The organism is Asaia sp. BMEF1 (genome assembly GCF_051628905.1).
In the GTDB taxonomy this organism is placed as follows: domain Bacteria; phylum Pseudomonadota; class Alphaproteobacteria; order Acetobacterales; family Acetobacteraceae; genus Asaia.
The window spans coordinates 1788716-1809674 of record NZ_CP157575.1 but is presented as its reverse complement, the minus strand read 5'-3'; the positions used below and the strand labels follow the sequence as shown (position 1 = coordinate 1809674).

At 60.6% G+C, this 20959-nt stretch carries 18 protein-coding genes; 5 read left to right on the top strand and 13 right to left on the bottom strand.

Going from position 1 to position 20959, the window contains the following annotated elements:
- Positions 1 to 51: 51 nt before the first annotated feature.
- Positions 52 to 2451 (bottom strand): TonB-dependent receptor, encoded by a 2400-nt coding sequence (locus tag ABHV46_RS07865; RefSeq protein ID WP_438381011.1) that lies wholly within the window; start codon positions 2449 to 2451, stop codon positions 52 to 54.
- Positions 2452 to 2618: 167 nt separating this feature from the next.
- Complete coding sequence (locus ABHV46_RS07860) at positions 2619 to 3422, bottom strand: OmpW/AlkL family protein (protein WP_336947131.1); 804 nt, start codon at positions 3420 to 3422, stop codon at positions 2619 to 2621.
- A gap of 291 nt (positions 3423 to 3713) precedes the next feature.
- Between ABHV46_RS07860 and ABHV46_RS07855 the strand changes: the two genes are divergently transcribed.
- Complete coding sequence (locus tag ABHV46_RS07855) at positions 3714 to 4325, top strand: Crp/Fnr family transcriptional regulator (RefSeq protein ID WP_336947130.1); 612 nt, start codon at positions 3714 to 3716, stop codon at positions 4323 to 4325.
- 108 nt (positions 4326 to 4433) lie between these two features.
- Positions 4434 to 5696, top strand: coding sequence for a UDP-N-acetylglucosamine 1-carboxyvinyltransferase (gene murA, locus ABHV46_RS07850; protein ID WP_336947129.1), 1263 nt, complete (start codon positions 4434 to 4436; stop codon positions 5694 to 5696).
- A gap of 176 nt (positions 5697 to 5872) precedes the next feature.
- On the opposite strand, the gene ABHV46_RS07845 is transcribed toward murA, so the two are convergent.
- The 9 genes from ABHV46_RS07845 to ABHV46_RS07805 form a co-directional block, all read right to left on the bottom strand.
- The gene (locus ABHV46_RS07845; protein ID WP_438381010.1) at positions 5873 to 7393 is read right to left on the bottom strand and encodes a GMC family oxidoreductase; all 1521 of its coding nucleotides are present in this window, start codon (positions 7391 to 7393) and stop codon (positions 5873 to 5875) included.
- Entirely contained in the window at positions 7390 to 8031 is a 642-nt protein-coding gene (locus ABHV46_RS07840; protein WP_438381008.1) for a gluconate 2-dehydrogenase subunit 3 family protein, read from the bottom strand. Before ABHV46_RS07840 ends, ABHV46_RS07845 begins: the two co-directional genes overlap by 4 nt.
- Before the next feature lie 263 nt (positions 8032 to 8294).
- Positions 8295 to 8846 carry a dCTP deaminase gene (gene dcd / locus ABHV46_RS07835; protein ID WP_025841649.1) on the bottom strand — a complete coding sequence of 184 codons (552 nt, stop codon included), beginning with the start codon at positions 8844 to 8846 and terminating at the stop codon, positions 8295 to 8297.
- A gap of 82 nt (positions 8847 to 8928) precedes the next feature.
- Positions 8929 to 9222 carry a putative quinol monooxygenase gene (locus ABHV46_RS07830; RefSeq protein ID WP_438381006.1) on the bottom strand — a complete coding sequence of 98 codons (294 nt, stop codon included), beginning with the start codon at positions 9220 to 9222 and terminating at the stop codon, positions 8929 to 8931.
- Positions 9223 to 9235: 13 nt separating this feature from the next.
- A complete protein-coding gene (locus ABHV46_RS07825) occupies positions 9236 to 9424 on the bottom strand; it encodes a hypothetical protein (RefSeq protein ID WP_438381005.1) in 189 nt (62 codons plus the stop codon).
- Positions 9421 to 10602, bottom strand: a complete 1182-nt coding sequence (locus ABHV46_RS07820) for a glycosyltransferase (protein ID WP_438381003.1) — start codon at positions 10600 to 10602, stop codon at positions 9421 to 9423. The genes ABHV46_RS07825 and ABHV46_RS07820 overlap by 4 nt, the downstream gene beginning before the upstream one ends.
- 140 nt (positions 10603 to 10742) lie before the next feature.
- Positions 10743 to 12944 carry a pyrroloquinoline quinone-dependent dehydrogenase gene (locus tag ABHV46_RS07815; protein ID WP_438381001.1) on the bottom strand — a complete coding sequence of 734 codons (2202 nt, stop codon included), beginning with the start codon at positions 12942 to 12944 and terminating at the stop codon, positions 10743 to 10745.
- Entirely contained in the window at positions 12944 to 13327 is a 384-nt protein-coding gene (locus ABHV46_RS07810; RefSeq protein ID WP_438380999.1) for a glycerol dehydrogenase, read from the bottom strand. Before ABHV46_RS07810 ends, ABHV46_RS07815 begins: the two co-directional genes overlap by 1 nt.
- 186 nt (positions 13328 to 13513) lie before the next feature.
- Positions 13514 to 14470, bottom strand: coding sequence for a LysR family transcriptional regulator (locus tag ABHV46_RS07805; protein WP_438380998.1), 957 nt, complete (start codon positions 14468 to 14470; stop codon positions 13514 to 13516).
- Positions 14471 to 14611: 141 nt separating this feature from the next.
- Between ABHV46_RS07805 and ABHV46_RS07800 the strand changes: the two genes are divergently transcribed.
- The 3 genes from ABHV46_RS07800 to ABHV46_RS07790 are packed head-to-tail and all read left to right on the top strand — an operon-like array spanning position 14612 to position 18811.
- Entirely contained in the window at positions 14612 to 16216 is a 1605-nt protein-coding gene (locus tag ABHV46_RS07800) for an MFS transporter (protein ID WP_438380997.1), read from the top strand.
- A 13-nt stretch (positions 16217 to 16229) separates the two neighbouring features.
- Entirely contained in the window at positions 16230 to 17306 is a 1077-nt protein-coding gene (locus ABHV46_RS07795) for an HlyD family secretion protein (protein ID WP_438380995.1), read from the top strand.
- 5 nt (positions 17307 to 17311) lie between these two features.
- A complete protein-coding gene (locus ABHV46_RS07790) occupies positions 17312 to 18811 on the top strand; it encodes an efflux transporter outer membrane subunit (RefSeq protein WP_438380993.1) in 1500 nt (499 codons plus the stop codon).
- Between the two features lie 45 nt (positions 18812 to 18856).
- Here the strand turns inward: ABHV46_RS07790 and ABHV46_RS07785 are convergent, their stop codons facing one another.
- Entirely contained in the window at positions 18857 to 19837 is a 981-nt protein-coding gene (locus ABHV46_RS07785; RefSeq protein WP_408870683.1) for a hypothetical protein, read from the bottom strand.
- A gap of 266 nt (positions 19838 to 20103) precedes the next feature.
- Entirely contained in the window at positions 20104 to 20958 is an 855-nt protein-coding gene (locus ABHV46_RS07780; RefSeq protein WP_438380991.1) for an SDR family NAD(P)-dependent oxidoreductase, read from the bottom strand.
- Position 20959 lies beyond the last annotated feature (1 nt).

Sequence of the window (20959 nt, the reverse complement as noted above, 5' to 3'; positions counted from 1 at the left end):
GCAGGCGTTGCTCGTTTTGTGCCGGATCCTGACCAGCGTGCCCCGGTGAGATTACCAGGTGGCGCTCAGTGTCAGGAAATACATGCGCGGGGCGATGGGGAAGGCGGTGAACTGGTTGGAAACCTGATTGACATTCACTGTCGACCAACCCTTGGTGTTGGTCAGGTTGGTGATGTTTCCCTGAACGCGCAAGGCAGGAATATGGGGAATGCCATGAATGGTGTAGCCCGCATTCATGCTGAACTGGGCGGTCGGCGAGGCCCAGAGATCGTTCGTATAGGTCGTGTAGCGCTTGCCCATCACGTCACCGATGAACTGGCCGTAGAAATTGCCCCAATTTGTGGTGGCGACGAATTTCTCGGTCCAGTCCGGCTGGCCCGCAACGTTGCGGCCCGCGATCCGGATGGTCGACGTGCCGGAGTTGTAATTGTCGTTATAGACCGACTTGTTATAGCTCAGCCCGTTATAGATCGAGAAATGCGGCCCGAACTGCGCTGTGAACGAGAAATCCATACCATCTGTCGTGACCGAGCCCACATTGGCCAGCGTCGTGGCAGAGCCGATGATGGAAGAGAGCGACTGCGTGGTGGCGATGGCGACCAGACGGTTCGAGAAATGCACGTGGTAATATTCGGCCTGAGCTGAGATATCGGTTAGCGGGCCGAGGTTGACGTGGTGATGGGTGCGCAGACCTGTCTCATAGGTCCATGACGTCTCGACCTTGCCGTTCTTCTTGAAATCCTCGAAGGCGGCCTGGCTGGTGGCACCCCATGGGGTCGCATTGCCATAGCCCGCGTCCTGATAGGAGCGCATGTTTTCCTGAATATTGGCGAACCACTGCTCGTTGGGCGTGATGTTCCATAAGGCGCCGAAAGAGGGCAGGAACGGTTTGACAGCTGCAATCGTGCCGCCCGGTACGGTCACGGCAGTGGCGGGTGAGAGTGAGCCCGGCTTGCCAGCTACGGGCAGCGTGCCATTGGTGTAAACCAGCTCGGATTTGAAGCCTGCCGATAGCGTGAAGTTCTTCGTGACCCGCCAGCTATCCTGCAGATGGGTGGTAAAGGTATTGGTGTAAAAATAATTGGTGTACTGCTTGATCAGCGCGTCCTGCTGACGATCGTAAGGCGTAGTCGGGTTGTTTGCATCGAGCGGATACCAGCGGCGCGCCTGAGTGTTGTTGTTGCGCTCGTACCAGCCCCCGACCTCAAGGTCGTGATGGCCCAGCTTGTAACGCAGCGTCGTGAGCAGACCGCCGCGATTATCCCAGTATTCGGTTGTGCGCGTGGCATAGCCCGAGCCACCGAACACATTGCTCAATTGGCTGGAGCTCTGGTTGGGGAAATAGGCGCCAAACAGCGTGGGCAGACCAGCTGCCGTGATCGGACCAGCCACCACACCCTCACCGAGATTGTGGTGATAATAGAGCTTGTTGTCCCAATGCAGGTTGCTGTTGAAATCATGCTGCCACCCCAGATAGGTCAGGAAATCCTGACGCTGGGCCGCGGAATAGTAATTGCGATAATTCAGACCGGCATTCTTGTAGGCCGCCGAGTTCAGATAGGATTTGGCGTAGGTGAAATCGGGATAGGTAAAGGGTCGTACATAGGTGCCATAGCCATTGGGCAGCACGATGCCGTCTTCATTCGGCTCGACCTTGTCGGACCAGTCGAAGAAATAGGTGATCTTGTCCTTGCTGCCCTTATGTACGAATTTTGCGTTGACCTGATTGCCACCCTGATGACCGGCAAAATCCCAGGCGCGGGCATCCTGACGTGCCCAGGAGATATAGGCCGAATTGCCGTTGCCGAAATTGCCTGTGTCGAAGCGTGCAAAAGTGCGGAAGGTCGAGAAGCTGCCGAAGGTCTGGTCGAGCTGGCCGCCCATTTTCTGCTTGGGGTCCTGCGATGAGAAAAGCAGTGTGCCACCGAGATTGGAGGTCGAGGCCGTGCCGAGCGCGCCGGAGCCCGTGGCCACCGTTGCATTGCCCACGTTCTCGCTGATGACGGCGCGCTGGGGCGAGAGGCCGTTGTAATTGCCATAGGCCTGATCGCCCAGCGGAATGCCATCGAGCGTGTAGCCGAGCTGGTTCTGGTTGAAGCCATGAATGAACAGGGAAGAGTTCTGTTCGTTATTGCCCCAGGGATCGGCATTGTTGAACACGACGCCCGGCAGGATCTGCAATGCCTTGAGCGGGCTGACACCGGGCAGGATGCGCTGAAGCTGGGTATGGCCCACGCTCTGCTCCGAGCGGGTACGACGGGCGGTTGCGATGACTTCCTCTGCCGGGGCGGTCGAGACCAAGGCTTTCGCCTTGTCCGATGCGGGGCTTGCGCGATGTGTCGAGGCGGGATGAAGCGTGGCATCTGCTGCGCTGGCGGAGAAGCTGACGAGGGCAAGGGGCGAGCAGAAGAGAGACAGCGTGAGGCCGAGGCGCTGTTTGCAGAGCTTCATCAGTAAACTTTCCTTTAACGGTGGCCGGATTGCGGCGCACCCTATGCGGAGAGTTCGTTACGGTGTGTGAAGCTTCGATGATTTGGCTATTACAGAACGATGAATAAAAAAAGAGGCTGCCCGGTAACCCGGACAGCCTCTTTTCTGAACAATTCCCGGAGGGGAAATCAGAAGCGGTATTCGATACCGGCTGCAACCGTCGTCGGGTCGAGCGAGTCATGAGCCTTGATGAAGGCGCCCGACCCACGATCATTGGCCCAGGCATGCATGCGCATGAACATCTGCTTGGCATCCATGTTGAAGAACCAGTTGCCGACCAGTTGATAGTCGAAGCCGACATTGACCGATGGGCCCCCCGTCACGCCGACATTGAGCTTCTGCACGAGGCCACCGGCGGGCGACACGTTATGGAACCAGGCCAGCGTTGCACCGACGCCCACATAAGGGTTGAAGCGCTTGTGCGGGCGGAAATGCCAGGCGACGGTCAGGGTCGGGGGCAGAGCCCAGGCGCTACCGATATCGATGTTGCCCAGCGGCGTGCCCTTGGCTGCCACTTCGTGACGGGTGCTGGCGGCGATCAGATCGATCGAGATATTATCGGTGAAGAAATACTCGAATGTCAGTTCCGGCATGACCTGATTGGTCGTCTTGATGTGGCCGGGAATGGCCGCGCCGTTCAGCCAGACCTTGCTGTCGCGATCTTCAGGGAGGATGCCGAGTGCGGACAGACGGACGATGAAGTCGCCCTTGCCAAGACCGATCTTGGTGCTGGAGCAGGTCTTGAACAAACCACAATCGTCGCTGGAGGAGCGCGGTGCGGCCATGGCCTGGGCCTGGGGTGCGAGAACCATGTTCGTCGAGACAGGCGCGTTCACGACGGGGGCGGACTGAGCCTGAGCGTCGGGAGCTGCGATGGCAGCTGCGACGAAGCCTGTGAGAAGCGCAGTAGAAATTTTGAAAGTAGTCTTCATCGACGTCATCCGTGATTAAACAGTGACGTTCTCTCACCATGCGCTATGATGCCGCGCCTTGATCCATGTCAAACATGCTATAACCGTGGTGATGACCGTGGAGAATTGGCCACAGTATGTGACTTATTGTTAACATAACAAGAATAGTAACTAAAAAAGAGGACTAATTTCGTCATGGATTCCCAGGCGAGGGAAAGTATCAGTATGCTCGGATCTTGTGGCAGTTGCGGGCAGTGTCTTCATTGCGAGGCGCGGCCACGCAGCATTTGTTCTGTGATCGATCCAATTCACATGGCACGGCTCTCTCAATACTCCCATCGCCTTGCTGTGACCTCTGGTAAGACATTCATTCACGAGGGCGAGGCGGCGAGCGATTTCTTCATCGTAACATCGGGACATGCCACGCTTTTCTCGCTCATGCCGGATGGGCGACGCCAGATAACAGGTTTTGCCCAAGCCGGTGATTTTCTGGGGCTGGCCAGTGGCACGACATATGCGTTCAGCGCGGAAGCGCTCGGATTACTGTCGCTGTGTCGTTTCTCCCGTTCTGGCCTCAATACGCTGCGGCGCGAATTTCCCGATCTCGAAAACCGTTTGATGGAAGAGGCCTCTCGTGAGCTGGTTCAGGCGCAAAAAAGCATGTTGCTGCTTGGGCGCAAAACAGCGCGTGAACGTCTGGCCAGTTTTCTGCTTGAGCAGCATCGCCGCTCGCCGACAAGCGAGATCGTCCTTCATCTGCCTATGAGTCGCACTGGTATTGCCGATTATCTCGGGCTGACCATCGAGACGGTCAGCCGTACGCTCAATGCGCTTCAGCGTGAAAAGCTGATCACCATCACCCAGGTCACGCAGGTCACCCTGCTCAACCTGCCTGTACTTGAAAATATCGCCCGCGGAGGCTGATCCGCATACCGCGGCAGACATGCCCAATTGATGCCTTGACGCCGCCATGATGAAGGGGGAGAGAAGACACTTTCCCGCGAGAGCCTCATCCTTCAGGAGCGACAGATCATGGACCGTTTCATCATACGTGGCGGCAGGCGTCTTGAGGGCGAGATCGTGATCGGCGGCGCCAAGAATGCCGGTCTCAAGCTCATGGTGGCAGGGCTTCTCACTTCGGAACGCCTTATTCTCTCCAACGTGCCGAAAATCGCCGATATCGAGACCATGCAGACCCTGCTGCGCCAGCATGGCATCGCGGTCGATCCTGTCGATGCAGAAGGGCGCACGCTCTCGATCGGCGGCCCCATCACATCCATCGAAGCGCCTTACGATATCGTATCGAAAATGCGCGCCTCGATTCTGGTGCTCGGCCCGCTTCTGGCGCGCGCGCATGAGGCGCGCGTGTCGCTGCCGGGTGGCTGCGCCATCGGTACGCGTCCGGTCGACCTTCATCTGAAGGGGCTCGAAACGCTTGGGGCCAAGATCCATCTTGAAAACGGCTATATCAATGCCAGCGCTCCTGGCGGGCTCGTGGGCGATCGCATCCTTCTGCCGTTTGCTTCCGTTGGGGCTACCGAAAACCTGCTGATGGCGGCGACGCTGGCCAAAGGGCGCACGGAGATCGTCAATGCCGCACGTGAGCCCGAGATCGGCGATCTGGTCGAGTGTCTCAACCGGATGGGCGCGCGCATCGCCGGTGCCGGTACCGGCACGCTGGTGATTGATGGTGTCGAGGCCCTGACCGGCGCCGAACATGCCATCATGGCCGATCGTATCGAATGCGGCACCTATGCCTGTGCTGCGGGCATCACGGGTGGTGACCTGCGTCTGATCGGTGGGCGGGTACGCGATCTGGGCGCGGTAGTGCGGACGCTTGAGGAAGCGGGCGTGGAGGTGCTCGAAGAGGAAAACGCCATTCGCGTGCGCCGCAACGGCCCGCTCAAGGGTGTGGATATCATGACCGAGCCCTATCCAGGCTTTCCGACTGACATGCAGGCCCAGTTCATGGCCATGCTTGCCGTCGCCGAGGGCGCCTCAATGGTGACGGAAACCATTTTCGAAAACCGCTTCATGCACGTGCCCGAACTCAATCGCATGGGCGCACGTGTCAATGTTCATGGGTCTTCCGCTATCATCCGTGGCGTCGAGAAGCTTTCAGGCGCCCCTGTGATGGCGACCGATCTGCGCGCGTCCTTTTCGCTGATCATTGCCGGTCTCGGCGCGCAGGGCGAGACCACGCTGAGCCGTATCTATCACCTCGATCGTGGGTACGAGGCGGTCGATCGCAAACTCTCTGCCGTTGGCGCCGATATCGAACGCATTCGCGAATAGTCAGACGCCGCCGCCTCTCCTCTGATCAGAGAGAGGGCGGAGCTTCGTAAAAATGGGATGAAAGGGGGCAAGCCCCTTTCCGGGGGAGGGGGCTTGCCCCCTGATTGAGTTCGATTGCGGGGATATGGGGCTCTGCCCCATGCCCTGCCAAAGGGCAGTCGCCCTTTGGAAACCCTTTATTTTGCCTTGATGGCTTCGGCGGTACGCAGACTCAGGGCCATGATGGCGAGCGCAGGGTTGGCAGCGGTGGCACTCGGGAAGATCGAGTGATCGCTGATCCAGAGATTATCGATATCATGGCTGCGACCGAATGGATCGACGACTGAGTCGTCGGGGTCGGTACCCATGCGGCAGGTGCCGATCATATGAGCAGCACGATCCATAGCCCAGATGTCCTTGGCGCCTGCGGCTTCCCAGATGGCGGTCATGGTGCGCGCCATGTGTTCATGCATAGCCTGTTCGTTGGGGCCGTAGCTGAACGTGATTTTTGGCTTGGGCACCCCGGCACGACCGATCTCGTCCGATAGCGTGACGAGATTATCGTCGCTCGGCAGGCAGTCGCCATGGGCGCCGAGCCCGGCCATGTAATTATAGCCGCGCAGATAATCGGTCAGGGCGTCACCCCAGAGACCGCGCCCTCGCGCCACGCCCGTAGCCCATGTCAGGGGCATCATGCCGAGTGACTGGATGAGATAGCCACCAGCGAAATCGGCATCCTTCGGGCGCATCATGTCTTCGGTGATGGTCAGCGACGGATAACCCTTATTGGGGCGAATGATCTCGTCGAACCGACCCCAGACCTGGGTCGAGATATGCGCCATGTAGTTGCGCCCGACCTGGCCGCTGCGATTGGCAAGCCCGGTATGGAGCAGCAGACGCGCCGTTTCGACCGCGCCAGCGGCGAGAACGAGAGCAGCGCAGCGTTGTTTGCGGTCTTCGCCGTTCTCTCGATAAACGACTGCTGTCACGCGGCCCGCGCTATCGCGTTCGATGCCATGCACAAAGCAGTTCGGGCGGATTTCAGCGCCAGCGGAAACGGCCAGCGGCAGATAGGTAACGTCCGTGCTCGATTTTGCACCGTTGCGGCAGCCCTGATGGCAGGCACCGCAGCCCACACAGGCTTTTCGATTGCCCCAGTCACGGGTGATGAGCGCAGTCGGGCCATCGGCATTGCGAATACCGAGTGAGTCGCAGCCGCGCGCCATGGCTTGCGCAGCGCCATTGCGCTGCGGGGGCGGATAGGCATAGCGACGCTCGGGGTCCCATGGGTAGTTTTCGGGACCGGAGACGCCGATCTCGCTTTCGACACGCTCGATATAGGGGAGCAGCGTTTCATAGCCGAAAGGCCAGTCCACGCCCTTGCCAGTTTCGGAATGCAGGCGCATGTCGCGCGCATCGATGCGAGGCATGAAGGCCCCGAAATGCAGCATCGACCCGCCGACGCCCGTGCCGCTGTTATTGCCGCCGAACGCCATGGGGTTGGCGCCGCCAGACAGGCGTTCCTCCAGCCAGTAGATTTCAGAGGCCGTCGCCTCATCGGGCGTATGCTGGCGCGGATCGAAGCGCGGACCGGCTTCGAGCGCCACCACTTTCAGGCCCGAGCGTGCGAGCTCTGCCAGCAGCGGTGCGCCACCGGCACCCGTACCCACAACTACGACATCGACCGTTTCATGGTCGTCGAAGCGACGGCTGTTCATTGGCCGTTCCCCCTTGCTGTAGGCTCCCACGGCTCGTTGACGCCCTCTCCCATGGCCGAGAAACCCTGAAAGAGCCCATCGCCACCGTTGAAAACGGCGTCAATGCCGAGCTGTGCCTGGACGGCCGGGTGGCTGATGAAGATCTGCACGCAATCCGCACGCAGATCCGCAAACCAGGCGCGCATCTGGGTCGAATCGAGCGTTTCCGTGCTGAGGGCGCCTTCTGCCATGGTGTGGACGAGGCTATCCTGCAATTCGGCGTCGATCCCGGTGAAACCGGCCCCATGACGCTGCCTGGCTGCGGTATCGATCCCGGTCAGTGCCAGTTCATAGGCCTCTGTATCCGGTGGCAGGGAAGCGAAACGCCAGCCATCTCCGGCCGATCCAAGTCTTGAATCGATGCGTGCAGCAATATTGATCGTGTCATCCGGAAGGATGGCGGCCTGGGGCAGGACGCGCGCTGAGAGGGCGCCGAGCACGTCATAGGCGGTTTGTGAGAGATGACGCGGCTTGTAGCCTGCGTCGCTGGTCTGGGCGCGTTCCTCCATGACCTGACGGGTGCGGCCCGAGATACGATCGGAATCCAGCAGCGCCAGATAATCCGGGTCGATGGCGGGGGGCAGAGAAGTCTGGCTCATGGTACGTTCCCAAAACCGTGATGACGCCTCTAACATGCCCGGACCAGTGAAAGTTGCCAATGCGCGTCTGTCAGCAAGTCATTGAGAATGCTTCTCAAAATCATACAGAGGTCAGATGAGGGAAAGTCGTTCGTCGTGAAGCGACTGCGGGGCGCTGCTCCGCTCGTCGGAAAGGGACACGTCTCTTTTCATCCCTTCAAACGGGTATCCAAAGGGCGACGGCCCTTTGGTGAGGTATGGGGCAAAGCCCCATGAGAACCCCCTTAGAGACGAGGCGTCGTGACGCCGAGTTGCTTCATGTATTTGCCGGCACGATCGGCGTAGCTGGTTTCGCAAGGCGAGGCGCCCTGGAAAAACAGGAACTGGCAGATGCCTTCATTGGCGTAGATGCGGGCGGGCAGTTTGGTAGTGTTGCTGATTTCGATCGTGACCTGACCTTCCCATTCGGGTTCGAGCGGGGTCACGTTCACGATGATGCCGCAGCGGGCATAGGTGGATTTGCCGAGGCAGACCACGAGCACGTCGCGAGGGATGCGGAAATATTCCACCGTATGGGCCAGGGCGAAGCTGTTGGGTGGAATAGTGATGTCGCCCGTGCGGGTAACGAAGCTGTTGGCGGCGAACTGCTTGGGGTCGACGACGGCGTTATCGACATCGGTGAAGATCTTGAAATCTTCGCCGACGCGGGCGTCATAGCCATAGGAAGACAGGCCGTAGGAAATGACGCCTTCGCGCTTCTGCGCCTCGACGAAGGGTTCGATCATGCCCTTTTCCTGGGCCATTTGACGGATCCAGCTATCTGGCATGATGGGCATGGCGCAATTTCCAGTCAGGTGAGGAGAATGGGGTTTGCAGGTCTAGCGCCAGCGCTGCGGCTCTGCAAACCGCCAGAGGTGATCAGGCGATATGGGTCAGGAAGACGACCTTGGAGCCACCGCCTTCGACAAGGTTTTTGATAGCGTTGTTGAAGACCTTGCCGTGCTCCATGCCCATATGGGCCTTGAAGGCGTCTTCATCGCGATAGGTTTCTTCCACATGGAAGAAATCGGGATCTTCCTCGAGCGTATAGACGACAAAGCGCTCGTTGCCGGGTTCGTTGCGCACGTCGGTGGCCAGTGCGGTCAGCAGGCGGGCGATTTCCTCGCGCTTGCCGGGCAGGGCGCGCATGGTCGCATAGAGAACCTTGGACATGATCATGTTCCTTTCAGGAGGATGAAGCAGGGTTGGAGCCTGTCGGGGCTTCCTGGTCTTCGGGGGCTTTTACCGCACGGTTGCGCACCTGCGCCTTGCGACGCAGCAGATTGGCGCGCAGGGCCGCGGCCTCGCGCGTCTGACGTTTTTCCAGATCGGCTTGCGCCTTTTCGGTCAGGGTGGTGCGTGGCGGCGTGGTCATGAGGCGAGTCCCAGAAAGCGGTCTGACAGGCAGCCACCGAGCAGTTCATCATAAACAGCGAGCGTGGCGGATTGCATCTGCCGGGTGGTGTAGTTTTCTGCAATGTGATGACGGGCGGTCTCGGCCAGAAGAGTGCGGGCGCCGTCCGAGAGCGTAAGGATCTGGAGAAGAGCTTCGGCGAGGGCGGCGGCATCGTCGGGGGGCACGAGAAGCCCGGTGCGATAGGGCAGCACCGTTTCCATGGCGCCCCCTTGGGCCGAGACGACAACGGGGCGCCCCATGGCCTGCGCTTCGATCACGACGCGACCGAAGGGCTCGGGGCGCAGCGACGGCACGGCGACGGCATCGGCCAGGGCATAGGCAGCGGGCATGTCCTGGCACAGCCCTGCAAAGCGCAGGCGCTCGCGCAGGCCGAGCCGGGTGGCGGTGGCTTCGAGTTCCTGCACGTAACGGTCTCTTGGGTCGGCAGGGCCGACGAGAACGCAGAGCCAGGGGCCGGGAAGCTGGACCTGCAAATGCGCCATGGCCTTAAGCAGCAATAGCTGGCCTTTCCATCGCGTCAGACGACCGGGCAGCATGATCACGGGCGTGCCGGGCGGCACCTGCCATTTCTCCGCAAGGGCCTGAATGCGGGCTCCATTGACCAGATCCGGGTCGAAGTGCGCCATATCTGCCCCACGGGGGATCAGACGCAGACTGTCTTCGCCGATGCCATATTCCTCTTTGAGGCGGGTCGCGATGTAAGTGCTGATGGCAATGACGCGCCTGCCGCGCGCAAGAACAGAATTATAGCGTTTCTTGCCGGGAAAGCCTGCCTTATGGACGCCGTGCCATGTGGTGACGAGGGGCGTACCCGTTTGCCGCGTGGCGCGCCAGGCGGCCCAGGCTGGCGCGCGTGAGCGCGCGTGAACGAGATCAATGCGTTCGTCGCGGATGAGTTGGGTAAGACTCCTGGCATTGCGCCAGATGGCGAGTGGCGATTTCTGCCCGAGCGGCAGATCGATATGGCGGGCCCCGATGGAGAGCAGTTTTGGGACCAACGGTCCTGTGGCGCCGGCGACGAGGGCGCGGCCACCTGCGGCAATGATCGCCTCTGCCATTTCGACGGTGCCCTGTTCGATCCCCCCCGTGCCGAGGGCCGGGAGAACCTGAAGGATATGAGGGCAGTGGCGCGACATGCCTTGGCGGTAGCATGAAGCGCGCGCCTCAGGGAGAGGAAACAAGGCGGCCCCAATAAAAAAGGGCCGGGGAAATCTTCCCCGGCCCTCTCTGACGTCTCACCGTGAGGCAGTGCGACGATCGTTCAGTGCGTGTCGGCTCAGTGCTTCTGTTCTGCCGTGTCGGGCAGAGCGTAGACTACGAGCTGATCGGTGACGGGGGTCATCATGAAGTGGTGACCGCCTGCCATGATGGCGACGTACTGCTTGCCGTTGACTTCATAGGTCATCGGGTTGGCCTGACCGCCGCCAGGCAGCACATCGGACCAGACATCCTTGCCCGTGCGGATATCGATGGCACGGATCTGGTTGTCGGTTGCTGCTGCCACAAAGACGAGACCGCCCTTGGTGATGACCGAACCGCCGTTATTGGGCGTGCCGATATTGAGCGGCAGACCGGTAGGCGTGTTCCACGGGCCGTTGGCGCGGGCCGTGCCGAGCGGACGCGACCACAGGACCTTCTTGGTCTTGATGTCGATCGCTTCGATCATGCCGTAGGGCGGTTTGTTGCACATCATGCCCGTGTACTGGTTCCAGAACGGTGTCACGACGATGCCATAGGGTGTGTCAGCCTGAGCGCCATTGCCTTCGGCGCCACCGCCAGCCGGGTTGTAATGGGGGTTGTCGATCGGCTTGAGGCCCAGAGCATCGGCCTTTTTACGGGTGATGAGCTGGTCGTACATCGGCGTCGAATTCCAGTTGGCGATGACGATGCCCGATTCCGGGTCATAGGCCATGCTGCCCCAGTCGCTGCCACCGTTATAGCCGGGATATTCGATATTCGGCTTGTCGAGTGCAGGTGGGGTGAACTCGCCCAGATAGCGCGCCTTGCGGAACTTGATGCGGCAGAAGAGCTGGTCGATGGGCGACATGCCCCACATGTCGCTTTCCTTCAGATCAGGGAAGGCGAGACGCGGGAAAGCGGTCGACCAGGGCTGGGTCGGGCTGCGCGGGTCGTCGGACATCGTGCTGGCCGGAGCAGGTTTTTCAACCACCGGGAATTCAGGCAGCGGCTTGCCGGTTGCGCGGTCGAGCACGAAGGTCTGGCCGCGCTTGGTCGGCACGAGCAGCGCCGGGGTAACGGTGCCGTCTTCGTGGTGATAGTCGAATTTGGTAGCCTGCGAGCCGATATCGTAATCCCAGACGTCTTTGTGCGCCGTCTGGAATACCCAGCGTGGCTCACCCGTCTTGACGTCAAGCGCGACGATGGCGGAGGAAACGGCGTTCTCCTTGTCGGTACGCATGGCGCTGTAATAATCGGCAGCCGAGTTGCCTGTCGGCACATAGACCAGGCCGAGCTCGTTATCACCGGTCATGGCAGCCCATGAATTGGGCGTGCCGCGGCTATAGAACTTGCCGGGTTCGGGCTGATGATGATCGTCGGGGTTGTTGACGTCCCACGCCCAGACGAACTTGCCGCTTTCGGCGTCATAGCCACGGATCACGCCGGACGGCGCCCAGCGACGCTGGCCATCGAGCACTTCGTGATTGACCACGACAATCCCGTTGATGACTGGCGGCGGGGTCGTCATGGACACGAAGCCCGGCACCGATTCGCCCATACCCTGCATCAGGTTCACCTGACCGCCAAAGCCGAAGCCTTCGCAAGGCTTGCCCGTCTCGGCATCGACCTGGATGAGCCGCATATCGAGCGTGGCTTCCATGATGCGCGTATGGCAGGCCTGACCCTCGGGGATGGTCGAGGAGGTGTAGTAGGTCACGCCCTTGCAGGCGGCGGTATAGGGGATGGAGTGGTATTTCACACCCGCATCGTGACGCCAGATCTCCTTGCCGGTGGCAGCATCAATGCGCATCATGTCGTTCATGGCTGAACACATGTAGAGCGAGTTGCCCACCTTGATCGGCGTCGTTTCGGCGGCCCATTTATTGGCCTGGCCGGGACCCGGCTTGCTGCCCGTATGATAGACGAAGGCGCGCTTGAGCCGGCCGACATTTTCCGGCGTCAGCTGGTCGAGCGGAGAATAGCGGCTCTGGCTGGAATCGCGGCCATAGGCAGGCCAGTCTTCACGAGCGGGTGCAGCGTCGATCTGCGGCACGGCAGCCGGAATCTCATTGATGCCGATCTCTGAGATATCGGGCAGGTTGGCCGCGTTTACGCCGGGGGCCTGCGGGGCTGAAGGCAGCGGCCCGCCGAAGCGACCTGCGCCGGCATTATGGGCCATGGCGGCGGTGGTCGTCTCTTCGCCAGGGGAATCGCTGGACGGCGGAATCTGCGCGAGAGCCACCGAGGCAGACATCATGCCACCCAGAACGGTGGCGGTCAGAAGGGCTGGTTTACGCATCAGACGGCTCCACGGGAAACTGGACGAACCGTATCCTGACGACGCAGAACCGGGAGGCTGAGCACGACCATGACGGCGATGAGCGTCGGGCCGAAAAGGCGCGGTAGCCAGCCCCACCAGTCGAAACCGGTTTCGTAAATGGTCCAGACGAGTGTGCCCGCCCAGGCCAGAAGGAAGAGATAGGCGCCAAGCAGACGGCCCATGGCCATGAGCCCCCCCGATGCCAGCAGAACGATGCCGCAGATCAGATAATAGGGAGAACCGCCGAGGCTCAGAAGATAGCCGCCACCACCGACAAAAATGAGACCGAAAACCACGATCAGGATGGCGAGGCCCAGGGTTGCCCAGTCGCCTATGCGCCTGGGTCTGGAACGAGACGTCATGAATCCTCCTTGAGACATGGTGTGCAATCTATCCTGAACGCGAACAGAACAGAGCAACACATATCGGTGAAAACTCTGATACGTTTGATGGGATGCGCAGTTTTTCGATCACAGGATATCGTCTGGAAGATCTTCGCAAGGAGTTTTCGGTTCGCGTCCGCAAAGCAGGCCCTGGGGCCGCCCCCCTCACGTACCCTGTCGATCGCGCAAGGCTTTGACCACTGACTGAACCGTCGACAGGATGGTCTCCCTGAGCCAGCGATGGACCGGGTCATTATCGAGTCGTGGATGCCAGGCCTGAAAACTGGTCAGATCCGGAAGCGGAAAAGGGAAGGCAAAGGTTCTTGCCCCTATGCCTTCGAGAGGCAGGCGACGAATGATGATTTCCGGCAAGGGCAGAATCATGTCTGTTTCGCGCATGGTCTCGATCATGGCGTAATCGCTGGGAACGACCAGCGCGATACGTCTCTCGAGACCATATTTTTCGGCGAGGATGGTGTCGATAGGCCCATGCGCGCGCCCTCTGCGTGACGTGCTGATGTGATCATAGGCGACCAGTGTCTGGGGGGTAATTTCCTGATCCAGGATCGGGTGCCCGGCACGGACTACCGCCTCGAACCGTGTCTGGAACAAGGTCTGTTTCTTGATTTCGGGCAGTAGATCTTCGGTGGCGCCGATATAAAGATCGATTGTGCCGCGTCTGAGTGCATCGCCGATCGAGTCCTCTGTCTCTGGTGAAAAGACAAGCTGACAGCGTGGGCAGGATTCCCGGAGTTTCTGCGCAATGGCGCTGCCGAAAGCGCCGATAAAAAGGTCACGCGCGCGAATCGTGAAATGCGGCGTGATCTGGGACAGATCCAGATGGGCACGCTCGCTGACGAGTGCCTCCGCCTCAGCCAGAACCGTCTGTACCCTTCCTAGCAGATCGGTAGCGAAGGGCGTCGGGACCAGTTGCCTGCCGGAGAGTACCAGCAAGGGGTCGCCGAACAGCGTACGCAAGGACGCAAGATGCCGACTTGTTGCCGCCTCGCTCACCCTGAGTCTTTTCGCGGCACGGGTGACGCTTTCTTCTTCAAGCAGAACCTGAAGCCACCGGAGATGATCGAGCGAGTAGCCACGTTTGGCAGGCAGGTTTCTGGTCAAGCGGCACGGCTCCGGATGTGTTGCGCAGAATGAAAGAGACTTGCCTCACCCTTACGCCAGGTGGAAGGATTTTTTACCTGGATTGCGGGTTATTGGCACGGCAGGGCGACGCTAGAGACCGTGGGGAGAGGACACCCCCGCATGACCGCACCCACAGGGCAGGACGCAAAGATCTTGCCATCTCCTGCCGCCATACCCCCGTTCGGGCTTCGAACGATCACCGGATGTCTGGGCATGTTGCTGGCTGTGCATGTTGCGGGATTCAATGAGCATGTCACGGAGCTGGGTCTGTCGGATCTGCGCGGAGCCATGCATCTGGGTCACGATGAAGGAACCTGGTTCGTTTCGGTCTATGAGGCCTTCAATATTGCGGCGATGGCCTTCACGCCCTGGTTCTACATGACCTTTTCGATCTATCGATTTGCCCTGTTCATGACGGCGGCGTTGGCTCTGCTGTCGCTTCCGCTCCCCTTCATGACCGATATGGTTCCGATCGGCATTCTGCGCGCCGTGCAAGGGCTGAGCGCCGGATGTCTGCCCCCCATTCTCATGACCGTCATGCTTAAATATCTGCCGCCGCCTCTCAAGGTTTTCGGCATAGGCGGTTACGCGATGAGCGCGACTTTCGGTCCCAATCTCGGCATGCCTTTCGAGGCCCTGCTTTTTGAACGCTTCGGCTGGCACTGGCTCTACTGGGAGGTATTACCGCTCGGCGCGGTCGCGCTTGTCATGATCGCCTGGGGGCTGCCGCAGGACCCGGTCCAGCTCTCGCGCTTTCGTGGCTTCAACTGGCGGGGCTTCCTGATCGGCGCGCCTTCAATCCTCTGCATCGTGACGGTTCTCTATCAGGGGGACCGGCTCGACTGGTTTCGTTCGCCTCTTATCACGCATCTGACGTTCTGGGGTGGGGCCTTGTTTCTAGGGTTCCTGATCCACGAATGGCATCACCACAGCCCGTTCTTTCGTCTGCAATACTGGAAGAGCCGCAATATCACGATGTCTTTGCTGGCACTTGTGGCGGTGCTGATTGTCTGTGCCCTGATGAATGAGGTCACGACGACGTTTCTGGAAGAGATCAAGGGATATCGCCCCATTCAGGCGGCTCCTGTTGCCCTGACCGTCGCTCTGCCCCAGCTTGTCGTGCTGCCTCTGGTTGCCGCGCTGTGCAACATGCGTCGGGTCGACTGCCGATGGGTGCTCGGGATCGGTATGGCGCTTCTCGGGCTCTCTGCCTGGCTCGGATTAAATCTGACATCCGAATGGGTACGCGACAATTTCTACCTCATTCAGGCCCTTCAGATCTTCGGTCAGCCGATGGTCGTCATTCCTGTGCTGATGCTGGCCACGCTCGCACTAGGGCCGAGCGACGGACCTTTCATCTCGGGCATGGTCAATATGCTCAAGGGTATGGCCAACGCGCTCGCATTCGCCTTGTTTTCGATCCTGCTTCGCCGTCGCGAACAGTATCATTCGACCATGCTGCTGGATCATCCCGGCATGGCTCATGACCCCTACGGTGCCGAGATGGCGGGTCGCCTGCATGAAATGTTGTCTGCCCAGGCTCTGGTGCTCGCTCTGGTCGATATCCTGCTTGTCGTGGCGGTGATCTGCGCCGTCTTCGTGGTGCTGACGGCCATTCTCCCCGGGCGCGTCTATCCCCCCGGCAAGGCGCCAGCCGATCGCGCCTCTTCCTTGCCTGCACCTCCCTTGGCGCAGTCCGTGCCCTCTTCTCTCGCAGCACAATAACGGAATTATCCAGATGGCTTACAAGAAACCGCTTCTGCTTGCGGGATGCACCGCGCTTGTTTTGACCGGACTGGCCTGGAGCGCTGATCGTTTTTTTAGTGGCGATGGTCGTCATCAATCGACAAATGATGCCTATATCACCGCAGATTTTACGCGTGTGGCCCCCAAGGTCGCGGGGCGTATCGACAGGGTGCCTGTTGCAGACAACCAGAAAGTGCATGCGGGCGATCTGCTGGCACATATAGAAGATGATGATTATCGCACAGCGCTGGACACTGCCCAGGGGAAGAATCGCGCAGCCGAAGCCGATATCGTCAATCTCGCAGCTGCGCAGCAGCGCCAGTCAGCCACGATCGAAGCCACTCTCTCGACAATCGAGGCTGATGAAGCTGCCCTGCTCTTTGCTCGACAGAACGCCGCGCGTTATCGCGCTCTTTCGGCCGGAGGTGCCAGCACGATCGAGCAGCAGCAAGGAGCTGAAGATCGTCAGCGCGAGGCCGTTGCGCGGTTGGCCCGTGACAAGGCAACCCTGAATGCCGATCGCGCCGGGCTTGCGGTGCTCGCCGCGGAGAGCGAGCGCGCTCAAGGTGTGCTGATCCAGACGAAAAGCCTCGTGCGTCAGGCCGAACTGGACTTGTCCTATTGCACCATTAGCGCCCCTGTCGACGGGGTGGTCGGGGCGCGTGACGTTCGTGTCGGGATGTATGTCCACCCCGGGACGGGGCTTCTGGCGGTCGTGCCCGTGCGTCAGGCCTATGTGATTGCCAATTTCCAGGAGACGCAGATGGCCCGTTTGCAGACCGGGCAGAAAGCCGAGATACGGGTCGACAGCTTTCCGGGCGAGGTTCTCCATGCCCGTGTCGATAGCGTTGCGCCGGCAACGAATGTCGCTTTTGCGCTTATCCAGCCGGATAACGCGACCGGCAATTTCACAAAGGTGGTACAACGCGTGCCGGTGAAGCTGGTCTTTGATGACGGGCAGCCTCTGGCACGGAGGGTACGTGTCGGTATGTCCGTCGAGGCGATGATCGATACGGGCTCGCCTCGCGATGGCGCTCATGCCGCCGATGCGCGTTTCGTGTGGGAGTGAGGGGTATGAAATACCTGTCCCGCACGTTTGGGCTGATTCTTCCTGTGATCCTTGGGGGGTGCTCGGTTGGGCCCGATTTCCAGAAGCACGCCCCCATGGCGGTGTCTCGCTGGCATGAGAGCGTGACGCCTGGGAAAAGCCATCCGGATGAAACCGCGCCCGTCGAGGCTCAATGGTGGAAACTCTATCAGGACCCGGTTTTGACGGCGCTGGAACAGGATGTGCTGACGGCCAATCTAGACCTGAAGGCAGCAGCCCTCCATTTCGAGCAGAGCCGCGCCGAACGCCGGATCGCGGCTGCAGCGCGTCTGCCCCATGCGCAGGGTGCTGCCTCTTATGCCCGTGAACGCGCCAGTACGAATGGTATTCTGAGCCTGCTCGGTACGGAAGCGAATCTCGATCCGGCGCAGATAGCGGATGGAACGCAGGGGTTCGGACCCGCTGCCGCGGCCGGGCCGAAGGGTAATCCGGCCTTCAGCTTGCCCCAATATGGCCTCAGTGCGTCATGGGAGGTCGATCTGTGGGGGCATGTGCGGCGTCAGGTCGAGGCCGCAACCGCCTCAATGAAAGCGATGCGGGAGATGCAGCGCGACACGCTGGTTTCGCTCATGGCCGAGACCGCGCAGGATTACATCGCCTTGCGCAATGTGCAGGCGCAAACCGAGATCACGCACCAAAGCCTCGATATCGCGCGTCACAGTGTCCAGTTGACTGTCTTGCGTGTGACACAGGGTACGGCAACAAAGCTCGACCTCGCCTATGCACGCGGACAGCTTCACGGGTTTGAGGCGCGTCTGCCGCAGCTACACCGCGAAGAGGTGCATCTCCTCAATGCCCTGGCGTTCCTGATGGCACGCGAACCGGGCGCCCTTTCACAGCGTCTTGCGGGCAAGGGGAGCATTCCGCCGCTCCCGGCATCCATTCCCGTCGGACTGCCCTCTCAGCTTGCCGAAAGACGTCCGGATATACGCGCTGCCCAGGAGCGTTTGCACGCGGCGACAGCAACGATCGGCGTGGCTATGGCCGATTTCTTCCCCCGCATCACGCTATCGGGCAGTCTGGATGTTCAGGCGCTCCAGTTCAGCGGTCTTGGGTCGTGGGCATCGCGCCAATACGGCTTTGGCCCGACTGTGACCATCCCGCTGTTCGAGGGCGGGAAGCTGGCCGGACAACTCGCCCTGCGGCGTCTGCAGGAGAAGGAAGCAGCGATCGCGCTTCAGCGAACGGTTCTTCATGCCTGGGAGGAGGTCGATGACGCGATGGCTGATCTGAGCACTGCTCAGGAGCGCCACGACCGACTGAGTGAAGCTGTTACCGAAAGCGAGACGGCCGTGCAGGTGGCGCAGCTTCAGTATGCTCAGGGGGCAGGGGATTTTCTCAACGTTCTGACTACGCAGAACGGGCTGCTCGAAAGCCGGAGCGCTCTCTCGGATGCGCGAGCCGAGGTCGCGGTATCGATGGCGCGGCTCTATCGGGCGTTGGGTGGTGGCTGGGCCCGATCATAGGGGCGCTGGGTACGACGGCACGCATTGCGCCGTCGCATTTTCTTCTCAACCCGCCGGAATGGTGATGACGGCGCCCGGCGAGTGGCTGGTGGCGGCAAGGGCTGCCAGGATCTGCATCATGGTAAAACTGAGCTTGCTGCGGAAATCGTCATCGCTGATCCAGTACCAGCGCCCACGATAGCGCACGGCGTCGTAATTATGCTCCGGCGCTGCCTTGCCGGAATGGATCACCACATCGGGGCGGGTTTCGATGCCGACCGGGCTGATTGTCGGCAGGGTGCGGCCCTCTTTGACATCGTCTTCCGGCACTTCCATTTCATAGGCAATCTGCGACAGCATGGCGAACATCGAGCGTGTCAGAATGGCGATCTGGCCAGCGACCTTGGGGTAGGGGCCGTAGACGATCTCGGCTTCCTCGGCGTGGGCGTCGAGATGCAGCAGGCGCCGCACTTCCATCTGGATGGTCGTAAGCGCGGGGTCCGAAGTTGCGGTCAGAACCAGATAGGCGTGTTCGGGCTGCGCACCCGAAGGCTTGTTGGCCGAGCCCGAGGGGGGCTGATCGCCCGGTGGTTTGGGTGCATCGGTCGAGATGCGGATCGTCATCGCGCCCTGAATCTGCAATTGGCGTAGATCGTGCAGCAGCAGGTAGAAGCGCACAGAGCCCCCGCCCGTGGGGCCAGCGCCGAGGGCGCGCACGTTCGACAGGCCGTCGATCGATTGGGCCGTCAGACGAAGCAGGGTGTCGATAGGCAGGCCGCCGAGGCTGAGCGGCATGATGACCACGGGTGAGATCGGCCGGATGACGTTCTCGGCATATTGCTGCCCGGTCTCAGGCTGATAGGTGAAAGTCGGGCTTTCCTGAAGGGTTGCCGTGCTGCCGCCGAACAGATAGCTGCCCACTCCCGAAGGAAAGGCATTGAATCCGCCATTGACCGAGCGGTTGAACTGATAGCCTGCAATGACCTGTGTGGTGTCGAGAAAGGTCGGCGGGTCGGCATAACGGATGCGGATGATATTGAGCAGCATCGCATGTTTTTCTGCCTCGCCGAGGGCGCGGGAATAATCGAGCTGGTCATGCGACAGGCGCGAAGGGCCGATGGTGATGCAGCCCGAAACCATACCGGGCAGCAGCACAAGGCACAGAATACGCAGGGGCGAAAGAATGGAACGTGAAATGATCTTGGCCCCCGAGGCTTGGCGTATCCTCCAAGCCTTAGCGTATCCATGATCGGGGCGACCAGCCCGGAATGGATGTTTCTTCACGCTGGAGTGATGAAAATTCGGGCGCAGCGTCAATCGTGCGACCCGACCCTTTCGCTTTCGAGAATGGCAGCAAGCCCCTCCCGATAGCTGGGGTAACGCCATTCCCTGTTCAGGCTCTGTTTTGTCAGACGGCTATCGACCACACGGCGCTCGGCCCAGAAACTTCTGGACATGGGGCTCATATCCTCCCACGCCTTTTCGAGCGAAAGGCGCGGCGGCAGGGGGAACCTGATGAGGCGCGCGGCTTCTTCGAACACAGCAGCCTGCGGGCTGGGGGTGTCGTCGACGAAATTCAGAATACGGCAGGTCGAGGCCGTTTCGATGGCGGCAAGGGTGGCCTCGGCGATATCGTCGCGATGAATGCGACTGAAAAGGTGGTCGGGCGCGTCGATGAGCCGCGCCTTGCCGGCGCGAAGCGTGTCGAACGCAGAGCGGCCGGGGCCGTAGATGCCGCCCAGGCGCATGATATCGCAGGCAATGCCACGCCTGCGGGCAAGAGATTGCCAGTCCTGCTCGGCCCTGACCCTTGCCTGGCTGCGCGTTTGGCCGGGCGCTACGTCTGTGGTTTCATCGACGCGCATGCCCTGTCTGTCGCCATAGACGCCGGTGGTCGAGTAATAGCCGATCCAGCGTAGATGAGGGGCCTTCTCCAGAGTGACGCCGTAGCGCATCAGGGCCGGATCACCCGCTTCGCCGGGCGGCGCGCTGATCAGCAGATGGGTGGCGTCGCGTAGATCGGACTCGATCGCATCGAAAGCTTTGAGGGGAGAGCCTGCTTCAGGCACGCGCTTCGTGCCTGTCACGTGCCAGTCGCGCGTACTGAGAAGCGCCGAGACGGCGCTCGCCGAGTAGCCCTGACCGAGGATCACAAGGTGAGGTGGCATG